At 69.6% G+C, this 12,155-nt stretch carries 14 protein-coding genes; 10 read left to right on the top strand and 4 right to left on the bottom strand.

Going from position 1 to position 12,155, the window contains the following annotated elements; all coding sequences use genetic code 11:
* Positions 1-9: 9 nt before the first annotated feature.
* Positions 10-384 (bottom strand): VOC family protein, encoded by a 375-nt coding sequence (locus F6X53_RS20830; RefSeq protein ID WP_151002188.1) that lies wholly within the window; start codon positions 382-384, stop codon positions 10-12.
* A gap of 137 nt (positions 385-521) precedes the next feature.
* Here F6X53_RS20830 and F6X53_RS20825 point away from each other — a divergent pair, with 137 nt between their 5' ends.
* The 5 genes from F6X53_RS20825 (at position 522) to F6X53_RS20805 (ending at position 4,975) form a co-directional block, all read left to right on the top strand.
* Complete coding sequence (locus tag F6X53_RS20825) at positions 522-1,496, top strand: tyrosine recombinase XerC (RefSeq protein WP_373875922.1); 975 nt, start codon at positions 522-524, stop codon at positions 1,494-1,496.
* A 173-nt stretch (positions 1,497-1,669) separates the two neighbouring features.
* Positions 1,670-2,548: a response regulator gene (locus tag F6X53_RS20820; RefSeq protein WP_151002184.1), complete on the top strand. Its 879-nt coding sequence runs from the start codon at positions 1,670-1,672 to the stop codon at positions 2,546-2,548.
* A gap of 484 nt (positions 2,549-3,032) precedes the next feature.
* Positions 3,033-3,254 carry a NepR family anti-sigma factor gene (locus tag F6X53_RS20815; RefSeq protein WP_151002182.1) on the top strand — a complete coding sequence of 74 codons (222 nt, stop codon included), beginning with the start codon at positions 3,033-3,035 and terminating at the stop codon, positions 3,252-3,254.
* Complete coding sequence (locus F6X53_RS20810; RefSeq protein ID WP_210386399.1) at positions 3,251-3,826, top strand: sigma-70 family RNA polymerase sigma factor; 576 nt, start codon at positions 3,251-3,253, stop codon at positions 3,824-3,826. Before F6X53_RS20815 ends, F6X53_RS20810 begins: the two co-directional genes overlap by 4 nt.
* 96 nt (positions 3,827-3,922) lie before the next feature.
* Positions 3,923-4,975, top strand: coding sequence for a cytochrome-c peroxidase (locus F6X53_RS20805; protein WP_151002180.1), 1,053 nt, complete (start codon positions 3,923-3,925; stop codon positions 4,973-4,975).
* A 58-nt stretch (positions 4,976-5,033) separates the two neighbouring features.
* Here the strand turns inward: F6X53_RS20805 and F6X53_RS32550 are convergent, their stop codons facing one another.
* Entirely contained in the window at positions 5,034-5,195 is a 162-nt protein-coding gene (locus F6X53_RS32550) for a hypothetical protein (RefSeq protein WP_191970928.1), read from the bottom strand.
* A 337-nt stretch (positions 5,196-5,532) separates the two neighbouring features.
* On the opposite strand from F6X53_RS32550, the gene F6X53_RS20800 reads away from it, so the two are divergent.
* Complete coding sequence (locus F6X53_RS20800; RefSeq protein WP_238296766.1) at positions 5,533-6,585, top strand: hypothetical protein; 1,053 nt, start codon at positions 5,533-5,535, stop codon at positions 6,583-6,585.
* 93 nt (positions 6,586-6,678) lie between these two features.
* Positions 6,679-7,251, top strand: a complete 573-nt coding sequence (locus F6X53_RS20795; protein WP_238296767.1) for a DUF1499 domain-containing protein — start codon at positions 6,679-6,681, stop codon at positions 7,249-7,251.
* A gap of 53 nt (positions 7,252-7,304) precedes the next feature.
* Here the strand turns inward: F6X53_RS20795 and F6X53_RS20790 are convergent, their stop codons facing one another.
* Entirely contained in the window at positions 7,305-7,982 is a 678-nt protein-coding gene (locus F6X53_RS20790; protein ID WP_151002178.1) for a MarC family protein, read from the bottom strand.
* Between the two features lie 81 nt (positions 7,983-8,063).
* Positions 8,064-8,798, bottom strand: coding sequence for a methyltransferase domain-containing protein (locus F6X53_RS20785; RefSeq protein ID WP_151002351.1), 735 nt, complete (start codon positions 8,796-8,798; stop codon positions 8,064-8,066).
* A gap of 176 nt (positions 8,799-8,974) precedes the next feature.
* Here F6X53_RS20785 and gloB point away from each other — a divergent pair, with 176 nt between their 5' ends.
* From gloB to mdh, 3 genes are all read left to right on the top strand, one after another.
* Positions 8,975-9,754 carry a hydroxyacylglutathione hydrolase gene (gene gloB / locus F6X53_RS20780; RefSeq protein WP_151002176.1) on the top strand — a complete coding sequence of 260 codons (780 nt, stop codon included), beginning with the start codon at positions 8,975-8,977 and terminating at the stop codon, positions 9,752-9,754.
* Between the two features lie 380 nt (positions 9,755-10,134).
* The gene (locus F6X53_RS20775) at positions 10,135-10,710 is read left to right on the top strand and encodes a TetR family transcriptional regulator (RefSeq protein WP_151002350.1); all 576 of its coding nucleotides are present in this window, start codon (positions 10,135-10,137) and stop codon (positions 10,708-10,710) included.
* Between the two features lie 334 nt (positions 10,711-11,044).
* Positions 11,045-12,010 (top strand): malate dehydrogenase, encoded by a 966-nt coding sequence (gene mdh, locus F6X53_RS20770; RefSeq protein WP_151002174.1) that lies wholly within the window; start codon positions 11,045-11,047, stop codon positions 12,008-12,010.
* Positions 12,011-12,155 lie beyond the last annotated feature (145 nt).

Raw genomic sequence — 12,155 nt, 5'->3', positions numbered from 1 at the left:
GCCGGCGCCTCAGGCGAAGCGCCCGCCGCGCTGGATCACCTCGATCTTGTAGCCGTCCGGATCGGTGGCGAAGAAGAAGGTCGCGAGGGCACGGTCCCCATGCTTCAGGGTCTTGACCGGGGTCGCCGGCAGGCCCTCGCGGGTGAAGCGGGCCTGCTCGGCCTCGACGTCGTCCACCGTCACGGCGATGTGGCCGTAGCCGTCGCCGAGATCGTAGGGCGTGGTGCGGTCCTTGTTGACGGTCAGTTCGAGCTCGAAGGGCGAGGCCGGGTCCCGCAGGTAGATCAAGGTGAAATCGGGAAAGTCGAAGCGCTCGGCCACGGCGAGGCCGAAGGCGCGCGCGTAGTAGTCGCGGGAGCGCGCCTCGTCGAGGACGCGGATCATGGCATGGGCGGGCTCTCGCGCTCTCGTCTGCAGGCGGCACCGCCGGAATCGGGCGCCGGAGACCGGGACATTTCGCGATCTCAACCGGGCGTCAACCGTGCCGGGCTCTGATGGGCCGATCCGCCGCGAGACGCGCCATGCCGCTTGAGCCTGCCCCTGACCTGACCCTGCCGGGCGATGCCGCCCTGCGCGCCGCCGTCCACGCCTGGCAGGACGGGCTTGCCCGCGAGCGCCGCATGGCGGCCAACACCGTCGAGGCCTATGGGCGCGACCTGCGTCAATTCCTCGTCCATCTCGATGCGCGGCACGGAATGCCGACCATCCCGGCGCTCGTCGCCCTGAAGCCGCGCGACGTGCGCGGCTTCATGGCGGCCCGGCGGGCCGACGGCGTCGGGGGCCGGTCCCTGATGCGGGCCCTCGCGGGCGTGCGCTCCTTCGCCCGGCACCTGGAGCGCGAGGGGCATGCCAGCGTGGCGGCCCTCGGCGCGGTGCGCTCGCCCAAGGTCGAGCGGCGCCTGCCCCGCCCGCTGCCCGTGCCGGCGGCCAGGGCCATCACGACGGTCGACCTGCGGGCCGGCGAGGACCGGGCGCCCTGGATCCTCGCCCGCGACGCGGCGGTGTTGGCCCTCCTCTACGGCGCGGGCCTGCGCATCTCGGAAGCCCTCGGCCTCACCCGCCGGGACGCGCCGGTGCCCGGCATCGACGCCGTGACGGTGCGGGGCAAGGGCGACAAGGAGCGCATGGTCCCGATCCTGCCGGTGGTGGCCCAGGCGGTGGCCGATTACCTCGCGGCCTGCCCGCACGACCTCTCCCCCGAGGGGCCGCTCTTCGTCGGGACCCGGGGCGGTCCGCTCTCGCCCCGCATCATCCAATACGCGGTGGCCTCGCTGCGCGGCGCCCTCGGCCTGCCCGCGAGCGCGACGCCGCACGCCCTGAGACACTCCTTCGCGACGCATCTTCTTGCCCGCCAGGGAGAATTGCGCGCAATCCAGGAACTTCTCGGCCACGCCTCCCTGTCGACCACGCAGCTCTACACACAGATCGACGCGGCACGATTGATGAGCGCCTTCGATGCTGCACATCCACGGGCCGCGCGACGCGCATCGACTTGAATGGATTTCGGCCATCTATCCCGCAACACCGCGAGAATTGCATCATATCAGACATTTATCTGATCAATCCAATCTATTGAGATTGCATTGATTCGAAGTTTTTCAAGTTAAGGTAGCGCTTACATTTACCGCGCTAGAGTGGGGCAACGTGATCTCGATCCCACTGGAAGGCCATGCCGGACCCCATCACCGACATCCGCGCAGCGACACGGGGCACCGCTTCAGCGACCGTGCTCATCGCCGACGCCGATGCCCGTCGGCGCACGGCCCTCGCGGGCATCGTCCGCCGCTTCGATCCCGCGGCGCAGATCACGGAGGCGGCCTCGGGCGAGGAACTCATCGAGGTCATCCTGACGAAGCGCCCGTCCCTCGGCTTCGTCGGCCTGCAACTCGACGGCCTGAGCGGTCCGGAGGCGGTGGCGCTCGCCCGCAAGCGCGGGGGCAGCCTCGCCTGCCTCGTGTTCGTGGCGGCGCGGGTCTTTCCGCAATGGCAGGAACTCGCCCAGAGCCTGCAGGCCTACGAGGTGCTGAAGACCCCCCTCGATCCCGAGCATATCGAGAGCCTGCTCCAGGCGAATGCGCGCCGCCAGCAGCCGACCTCGGTGCTGCTCGCGTCGTCCTCGGAGGCCGGGCGCAGCATGATCGGCCGGGTGCTCGCCCGCAGCGGCTTCAACCTCGTGGTGGACGAGACCGATAGCGGGCGCCACGCCCTCAAGCTGCTGCGCATGGGCGCCTACAGCCTCGCCTTCATCGACGCCAACCTCGCGGGCCTCGACGGGCTCGAACTCGCCTGCCAGGTCGAGCCCCTGAAGCTCGACACGCACCTCACCCTGTTGACCACCGGCGACCCGGAGCCGATCGCCCACGCGGCGCGCTATTTCGGCGTCTCCTTCGTGCTGAAGATGCCGTTCTATGCCCGCGACATCGACCTCGCGCTGCACCACGCCCTCGGCCTGCGCCGGCCCTACCTGCTGAACGCCCTCACGGCCCCCCCTGCCCCGACCGCCCTTCTGCGGGTCGCCGACCTCGCGCCCGCCCGCCGCACCGCCTGAGCGGCCGGACCTCGCCAGATGGGGTCCCGCCGCGCCCCGGAGGTGGACGGCGCCGGAAGGCGCTGAGCCGAGCCTTCGCCTTCAAGATCCCGGTACCGCCAGGGCGGAGGGGATGCCGGACCAGCGACAGGATCCGGGTCTCCGGTCCCGTGGCCTCCCTTCGCGAGAAGCCGCCGGACTTCGCCGGTCAGCCGGAGGCGCAAGCCGTCAGGGTGTAGGGCTCGCGCGCTGCGCCATTCAGGTCGCGTTCAAGTCTTCCGGCCTAACGAGACGAACCGCCAAGCTACTCGTCGCGTCTGAAGCTTTATTCAACGCGCCGAGTGCGGCGATCGGGCTGCATCGATCAGATTAAAATCTGATGAATGCGCATTTCAGAACTCGTTAAATTCGTCCTCATTAGCACCGTGTCAGGCGGAGATCGGGGCCGTGCCTGAGGAAGGCAGGGCCGCGGTGGATTCGCCGAGCTCTCTTTTGCCGAGCGGTGATGACACGCGCATCCGACGACAGGCACGCCATCCTTCCGGACGAGCACGGTGCAGCGGTTCCGAGGACACGGACCCGGCTCGAACCCGCGGCGCGACGGCGCATCGGGCAGAATCTGCGCGTTCTCTATGCGGACGTGCTGGCGCAGCCCCTCCCGGCCCGCTTCGAGGCCCTGCTCGCCGACCTCGCTGCCCAGCAGAAGACCGAGGAATCCTCGCGATGATGCAGACACCCGCACCCCTGGGCACGCCCAACGGCGCCGATGCCGAGATGCGCGACCTGCTCCTCGGCGCCATTCCGGCCCTTCGGGCCTTCGCGTTCTCGCTGACCTACGATCTCGACCGCAGCGACGACCTCGTGCAGGACACCCTCGTGCGGGCCTGGACCAAGGCCGAGAGCTTCCGCCGCGGCACCAACCTCTATGCTTGGCTGTTCACGATCCTGCGCAACCTGTTCTACTCCGAGCAGCGCAAGCGCAAGCGCGAGGTCGAGGATGCCGACGGGGCGCTGGCGGGCCGGCTCACCTCGCTGCCCGAGCAGGAAATCCGCGTCGAGATGCAGGAATTCCAGCACGCGCTCAACCAGCTGCCCTTCAGCCAGCGCGAGGCGCTGGTGCTCGTCGGGGCTCAGAACTTCACCTACGAGGAGGCGGCGGAGATCTGCGGGGTGGCGGTCGGCACCATCAAGAGCCGCGTCAGCCGGGCCCGCATGCGCCTGATCGCGGCGCTGGACATGAACGGCTGCGACGACATCGGCGCCGATGCGCTGACGCGCGCGGCCCTGTACCAGGCTTGAGCCGGCCTCGAGCCCCGGCGGTTCCGACGATTCCGCAACGGAGAATTCACCGATCCGCAAGGTCTGCCGTCGTAGACGGAATGCGAGAGGTCGGTGATGGCGTGGAAGGTCGGCGGCGCGATGGCGCTGCTCCTGGTGGTGTTCGGGATGACGGGCACGGCCGCGCTCGGGCCGGATCCCGATCGTCCCACGTGGCGCCGCGCGTATCGTGCGCCGGTCGAGATCCCGTTTCCCGACGACAATCCCTACACGCAGGCCAAGGCCGAACTCGGCCGCAAGCTCTTCTTCGACCCGATCCTGTCGGGTGATTACAGCCGGGCCTGCGTCAGCTGCCACGTCCCCGATCTCGGCTGGTCCGACGGGCGTTCGCGGGCCCTCTCCCGGCACGACGGCGTGATGGACCTGCGCACGCCGACCCTCCTCAACCTCGCCTGGCAGGAGCGCCTGGGTTGGGACGGCAAGTTCCGCGACCTCGAGACGGTGGCCTTTCTGCCGATTACCGCGACCGGCAACATGAATCTCTCCACCGCCGAGGCCCTGCGGCGCCTCTCGGCGGACGCGACCTACGCGGAGGCCTTCGCCAAGGCTTTCGCCGATCCGGAGATCACCCAGGATCGGGTCGAGGACGCGCTCGCGACCTTCGAGCGGCTCATCGTCTCCGGGCCCGCCCCCTTCGACCGCTGGATCGCGGGGGACGAATCCGCCCTCGATGCGGCGGCCCAGCGCGGCTTCGATCTCTTCAACGGCAAGGCGCGCTGCGCATCCTGCCATAGCGGCTGGTCCTTCACGGACGGCTCCTTCCACGATATCGGCACCGCGACGGGCACGGATATCGGTCGCGGCCGCTTCTTCCCCAAGTCGCCCGCCCTGCGCTACGCCTTCAAGACACCGGGCCTGCGCTCGGTCGCGGAGCGCGCGCCCTACATGCATGACGGCTCGCTCCCGACGCTTGAGGCGGTGATCGACCTCTACGACCGCGGCGGGATCGAGCGCCCGAGCCGCTCCCCGGACATCCGCCCCCTCGGCCTGACCGGATCGGAGAAGGCCGACCTGATCGCCTTCCTGCGCACCCTCTCGGCCGCGCCCGGCGCGGTGCCGGCCATGGCCGATTTCTCGCCCGTCGCACCGCTGCCTCCCAGCGCCCGCTGAAGGGAGCGGCGCCGCGCTGACGGGCCGTGCCGGCTCCTCCGGGTCGGCTGCCGGCCGCTCAGTGGAAGAGGGGCAGGCCAGATCCCAGCACCGCGAGGCCCGCCACCAGCAGCAGGCCGCCGCCGGTCTCGAAGGCCGCCACGCGATCGGGGCTGCGGGGCGCGAGCCCGGCGAGCAGCGCGCCGAGGGCAAGGCAGGCCAAGCTGATGAAGACGGTCATGCGCAGCGTTCCTTGGCGAGCCTTGCGGTCTGTGTCGGCCCGAGACCGCTGAACCGCGGCCCGCGCCTCCCACGTGAGGCTAGCGGGCGATCCTTAAGCGACGGTGCGTCCCGACCCGCTCATTGGCAGGACAAGCCTCGCGCCCCGCCGCGGTTCCGGGGGGGGGGCGCCGCTCTCCGGCGCGGATCGAGCACGGCCCGCGCGCATGAGCATTTTGCCCACAACCCACAGCGTTAACCCTCCGGTAAGATCCGTTAACAAAGCGTTGGTTTCCTGTCCGCATCTGTACCTAAATGCCTCGGTAAGCATTTGCTTACTTCGCATGCCCGAGGCCCCGATGGGTCAGTTCAAAAAGAACTTGCGTCCTACCTGTCTCGCCACGGCCATCGCGCTGCCGGCGGGGCTCGCCGCGACCGCCGAGGCGCAGGCCCACGTCAAATGGTTCTGCGCCTTCGATGTCGCGGGTCAGCCGCGCGGCCTCGAGCAGGTGCTCTGCGCCGATTTCGAGTGGCTCGTCGCGGTGTCCCTCGTCTGCCTGATGGCTGGCTGTCTCGCGGAGGGCACGCCGCTCGGCACAGCTCTCCTCAATGCCCTCGACCGGGTCACCTCCCGGCTGCGCACCGACACCAGCCTTCTCGTCCGGGCAACGCTCGGCTTCTTCTTCGTGTCGCTCTGGAACCTCGGCGGAATCATCCTGACGCCCGAGTTGAAGACGAGCGCCGAGTGGATCCCGTGGCTGCAGCTCGGCATCGCCACGATGCTGATCTGGAAGCGGACGCTGCCCGTGGCCGCCCTCGGCATCGTGTTCCTGTTCGGCTTCGCCACCTGGACCTACGGCGCCTTCCACCTCGCCGATTATCCGGTGTTCCTCGGCATCGCCGCCTATCTGGCCCTGACCGGCCTCGACCGCAGCCTGTTCGGCATCCGGCCCATGGACGTGGTGCGGGTCAGCGCCGCCATCACGTTGATGTGGGCCTCGGTCGAGAAATGGGCCTATCCGGACTGGACCGCGCCGCTCCTCGCCGCCAAGCCCGAGATGACCTTCGGGGCGAGCCCGGAGCTGTTCATGAAGGCCGCCGGCGTCATCGAGTTCACCCTCGCCTTCGCGCTGATCTGGACCCCGCTGGTGCGCCGGATGAGCGCGATCATCCTGGCGGCGATCTTCGTCTCGGCGGTGTTCGAGTTCGGCAAGGTCGATGCGATCGGTCATTCCGGCATCATCGTGGTGTTGCTCGCCATCGCGGCCGACGATGCGCGGGTGCCGGTGCGGGCTCGGACCGCGATGCTGGCCCCGGCCTATTACGCGGCGGCCCTCGCGAGCTTCCTCGTTCTCTACTATGTCGGGCACGCAGCCCTCTATGGCGGGCTCCCGGGTATCCCGGTGATCTGAGCCGGTGATCCGAGAACGGGTTTGCCGCGCGTGCGGGAGGCGGGCCGAGATGCCCGCCTCGACGCGTTCGCCCAGCCTTGCGAGGAGACGGGGTTGGGCAAAGGCAAGGGCAAAGGCAAGCGTGGCCTCGCACTCGGTCTTGCACTCGGCCTCGGGCTCGCCGGATGCGCCGGCCTTACCGTCCTCGTCGTCCGGGGCGACGAGCCCGGCGGCATCGAGGAGGTCTGGATGCACCTCTTCGGCGCGCCCGACCTCGGCCCGGTCGACTTCCAGACCCTCGCGCGCACGCGCCTTCCGGTCGATGCGCTGGCCTGCCCGCCCGGCCATTGCGGCCGCGCAGCCGCGGATCTCGCGGTTCCGGTGCTGCCAGTCCCGGGCGCGCGCCTGCGAGCGATCGTGGCCGAGGTTGCGGCCGAGTCGCCCCGGACCGCGCTGGTTTTCAGCGCGCGCTGGTCGGAGGAGGACCGCTATCTCGCCCGCTCCGCGCTCCTGCGTCGGCCCGACACGATCAACATCGCGATTCTGGGTGCCGGCGAAGGACGCTCCACCCTCGCCCTGTATTCCCGCAGCCAGGTCGCCCTGGCGGATTTCGGCAGCAACCGCGCGCGCCTCGCCCGCTGGCTCGCGCGGATCGGCGAGAAGGTCCGGGACGAGGCCGGCCGCTAGCCATCGCGCTCCGGGCCGAGGCGACGCCCGGCCCCCGGCGCGACCGGCGCGTCCTACCGTTTCGGGCCGGCGAGCAGGGGCCCGAGCACGTCGCTGATCCCGTTCAGGGTGATCTGGGTGCCGACGCAGAGGAGCAGAAAGGCTGACAGGCGCCCGAGCACCCGGGCGCGGACGGGGCCGATCAAGGTCACGACCCGGTCGGCCGAGCCGTAGGCGATCCGCACCATCGCGGCCACCGCCAGGGCGGCGACCGACACGCCGACATAGAACCCGAGACGCTCCGGCATCGCGGCGGGACGGTTGGAGCCGAGCGCGATCGCCACCGCGATGGTGCCGGGGCCCGTCGTGAACGGGAGGGTGAGGGGAAAGAAGGCGACCTCGGCGAGGTTGGGGGATCGATCCTGCGAGGCTTCGGCCTGCTTGCGGGCCTCCCGGGCCTCGGGGGCGTTGAGGAGCACCCAGGCCGAGGCCGCCACCACGAGCCCGCCCGCGATGCGCAGGGCCGCCAGGGAGACGCCGAAGAAGTTGAGGACCGGCGCGCCCGCCCAGAGCGCCGCCAGCATCACCATGGCGGCGTAGACGCCGATGCGGCTCGACAGTTCGACGCGCTCGGCGTGGCTGTAGGCGCTCGTCACCTGCGCGAAGATCAGGGCCGCGCCGATCGGGTTGACGATCGAGAACAGGCTCGAGAGCGCGAGCAGGAAATGCTGGAGGGCCGCTTCGATGCTCATGCTTCCACCCGGACTGAGGCGCTTGGCGGCCCGCCTATAGCATCCCGCCCGCGGCGCGGATGGCCTTGCGGAGGCGAAAACTCAGCCGGGCGAGGGGGCCGGCACGAGGACCCGGGCCGGGGCGAGGCGGCGGGCGCGGCGCACCTGGCGCACGGCGATCGGGCGGAAGAGCTGCTTCGTCGCGTCGACCACGTGCAGACCCGCGAAGGGCAGCGAGAGGCCGGTGCCGACGCGCTCCCAGGCGCCGGAGGTCCGCAGCATCAGGCGGCTGCGCACCGGGGGCATGTAGAGGGTCTCGGCCCAGCCCTCCGGCGAGAACAGGGTGTCGCGCATCAGCCGGCCGAGCTGCGAGCGGCTGTAGGGCTGGCCGTGGCCGAAGGGCGTCGCGTCGCGCCGCGCCCAGACCCCGCGGCGGTTGGGCACCACGAGGATCATGCGCCCCCCCGGCGTGAGGGTGCGCCAGACCTCCTGGAGCAGCTCGGTCGGGCTCTCGACGGCTTCGAGCGCGTGGACCAGGATGACCCGGTCGATCGCCGCCTCGGGCAGCGGCATCATGGTCGGGTCGGCGAGCGCCGAGCAGGACCGGCCGGAGCCCGGCCAGTTCACGACGCCCTGCGTGGCCGGCATGAAGGCGAGGGTCCGCTCGGCGATGCAGTGGACCGGGCCGAGATAGGGCGTGGCGTAGCCGAGCCCGAGCACGCGCAGACCCGAGACCGAGCCGAGAAGGCTGTGGATCGTGCGGCCGACGATCCGGTGCGTCACACCCCCGAGGGGCGTCGCGTAGAAGGCGCGGAGGTCGGTGATGTCGAGGCGCATGGATGGGTACGGGTGGGCGACGCGGCAGAGGCCCCGGCGCGGCTGGCGCCCCGCCGGGTGGCTCCGTATGTTCAATGGGGATCGTGGCGGTCCGCGGCAAGCTGTACCAGCCGGAACTCGCGAGCAATGGCTTCGGTTCTCCGCGGGATCGCTCAGGACGAGAGGATATCGAGACCATGGCCGGCACGCAGCCTGAGATCCGCACCTTTCTCTGCCGCAGCGACAATATCGGCGTTCTGATCCGCGATCCCGCCACGGGCGCCTGCGCGGCGATCGACGTTCCGGAAGCCGCGCCCGTCCTCCGGACCCTCGCGGAGACAGGCTGGCGCCTCACCGACATCCTCGTCACGCACCGCCATGCCGATCATATCGAGGGGATCCCGGAGGTGAAGCGCGCGACCGGCGCCCGCGTCACGGCGCCCGCCAAGGCGGCCGGCGCGGTGCCGGATGTCGACGTCACCGTCTCGGAGGGCGATACCGTGCGGGTCGGCGACCTCGTCGCGCAGGTTTGGGAAACGCCGGGCCATTGCGCCGACCACGTGACCTACTGGTTCCGCGAGGCGGGCATCGTCTTTGCCGGCGACACCCTGTTCACCCTCGGGTGCGGCCGCGTGATGGAGAGCCCGCCCGAGACCCTGTGGCATTCCCTGACTCGCTTCCTAGCGCTCCCCGACGAGACGCAGGTGTTCAGTGGGCACGATTACGTACTGGCGAATGCGCGCTTCGCCCTGGCGGCAGACCCCGCCAACGCGAATGTGAAGGCCCGGATGGTGGACGCCGAGCGAGCCCAGCGCGAAGGACGCTTCTTGATTCCCTCTGCGCTCGGGACCGAGAAGGCGACGAATCCCTTCCTGCGGAGCACCGAACCGGCCCTGGCGCGGTCGGTCGATCTCACGCCGGGCGGCGATCCCACGGCCGTGTTCGTGGCCCTGCGGGCCTGGAAGAACCGTTTCTAGCCCGGGATCTTCAAGAAAAATTTGTTGCCATCTCAAACAAAAATGAACATACGACCTGTTGAGAGGTCCGTGCGCGGTCTCGTCGGAGAAGGCTCCCGGAGGGAGACTCGGTTTTCACGGAAGCGCGCATCCGCACGCTTCGGTCGGTCAGATGGGGGTCCGTCTCGCCTTACCACCTTTCCCCCTCGCGTCTTCCGCTTCCCTTCGTGCAATCCGAGCGCTCAGACACATCTGAACGGAACGACAACGGCCGGGCCGACCATCGCCGCGAGGCGGAGGCTCCGGATGAGACCGTGCCGCCGGTCCGTCCCGCCGGCCGCTCAGGGGCACGCCTCAGCGGTCCCGCCGCGCGGGCACGCTCCACGCCGGTCTCGGCGGATGTGCGCCTCCTTGCCATCGCGACGGAGCACCTGGCCCGTCTCGGACCGAAACGGGTGACGGTGGTGGCGGTCGCGGCCGAGGCCGGGATGACCCACGCCAACGTCTATCGCTACTTCCCCTCGAAGGACGCGCTCCTCGACGCCGTCGCCGGACGCTGGCTGCGCGATGTCGAGACCCATCTCGGCAACATCGCGGACGCGCCCGATCCTGCCGACGACAAGATCGAGCGTCTGCTCACCGCGCTCGCCGCCCTCCAGCGCGACGCGCTCACCAACGAGCCGAACCTCTTCGCCGTCCATCTCGACGCGACCGTGGAATCGCGGCCGATCGCGCGGCGCCATCGCGTGCGGCTCCGCAGCCTCGTCGAGCGCGTGGTTGAGGAAGGCATGGCGGCCGGCGCCTTCTCGGCCCGGGACCGCGAGCGGGCCATCGCCTACATCTTCGACGCGAGCTACCGCTTCACCCATCCGCTGGCGATCCAGCAGGATGCGGACGTGCCGCGCGACCTCGTGGATGCCCGACTCGGCGCCGTGATCCACGCCATCCAGCGGGTCCTGCGCGCGGGCATCCTGTAGGCCGGGCATCCTGTGGGCCGGGCATCCTGTGGGCAAAGTGACAGGATTTAATTTCTGTCACAACGGCTCCGCTGCAAAGCCGGATGTTGTGCGCCGCATCTAAATCCTTCGCTCCGCTGCGTTTTCGCGAAGTGCCTCTCTCCAAATCTCTACGGCCGTCTGGCCCGAAGCGTGCTTTCGCCTCGTCCTGTCGGGTTGAAGCAAGGGGCCTTTTCGGCCACTAGAGCCCCGCACGAAAGATGACCGTGACGGGCACACGCTTCGACGCAGTTCTCACCCCCGCTCGGTCGAGGTGGTGACCAGTTTTCATTCTGGCAGCAGAGGTTCTTTCCCCATGGCACGCAGCAAGATCGCGCTCATCGGCGCCGGACAGATCGGCGGAACCCTCGCGCATCTGGCAGGCCTGAAGGAACTCGGCGACGTCGTCCTGTTCGACATTGCGGACGGCGTGCCGCAGGGCAAAGGCCTCGACATCGCCGAGTCCGCTCCCGTCGACGGCTTCGACGCCAAGTACTCGGGTGCGAGCGACTACGCGGCGATCGCGGGCGCCGACGTCGTGATCGTCACGGCGGGCGTGCCCCGCAAGCCCGGCATGAGCCGCGACGACCTCATCGGCATCAATCTCAAGGTCATGGAGGCTGTGGGCACCGGCATCAAGACGCATGCCCCGGACGCCTTCGTGATCTGCATCACCAACCCGCTCGACGCGATGGTCTGGGCCCTGCAGAAGTTCTCCGGCCTGCCGGCGCACAAGATCGTCGGCATGGCGGGCGTGCTCGATTCCGCCCGCTTCCGCCACTTCCTGGCCGAGGAATTCCAGGTCTCGGTCGAGGATGTCACCGCCTTCGTGCTCGGCGGCCACGGCGACGACATGGTGCCGCTGGTGCGCTACTCGACGGTGGCCGGCGTGCCGCTGCCCGATCTGGTCAAGCTTGGCTGGACCACCCAGGAGAAGCTCGACGCCATGGTCGAGCGCACCCGCAAGGGCGGCGGCGAGATCGTCAATCTGCTCAAGACCGGCTCGGCCTTCTACGCCCCGGCCGCCTCCGCCATCGCCATGGCGGAGAGCTACCTGCGCGACAAGAAGCGGGTCCTTCCCTGCGCCGCCCATCTCTCGGGCCAGTACGGCATCGACGGCCTCTTCATCGGCGTGCCGATCGTGATCGGCGCCGGCGGCGTCGAGCGCGTGCTCGAGGTCGAGTTCAACGCCGACGAGAAGGCGATGTTCGACAAGTCCGTGAACTCGGTGAAGGGCCTGATCGAGGCCTGCAAGGGCGTCAACGGCGCCCTCGCGAACTGACGCGCGTCGGACCTGCGGGAGCGGCGCCGACTTCGCGGCCGCTCCCGTCCTGGCACCCCGCCAAACTGATGAGGATGTCGCCATGAACATACACGAATATCAGGCGAAGGCGGTTTTGCGGGAGTTTGGTCTTCCGGTGTCTCGG

Origin of the sequence: Methylobacterium soli, from assembly GCF_008806385.1 — a bacterium.
GTDB classification, from domain to species: domain Bacteria; phylum Pseudomonadota; class Alphaproteobacteria; order Rhizobiales; family Beijerinckiaceae; genus Methylobacterium; species Methylobacterium soli.
The sequence above is the reverse complement of the archived record's forward strand: the minus strand, read 5'-3'. Positions and strand labels throughout refer to the sequence as shown.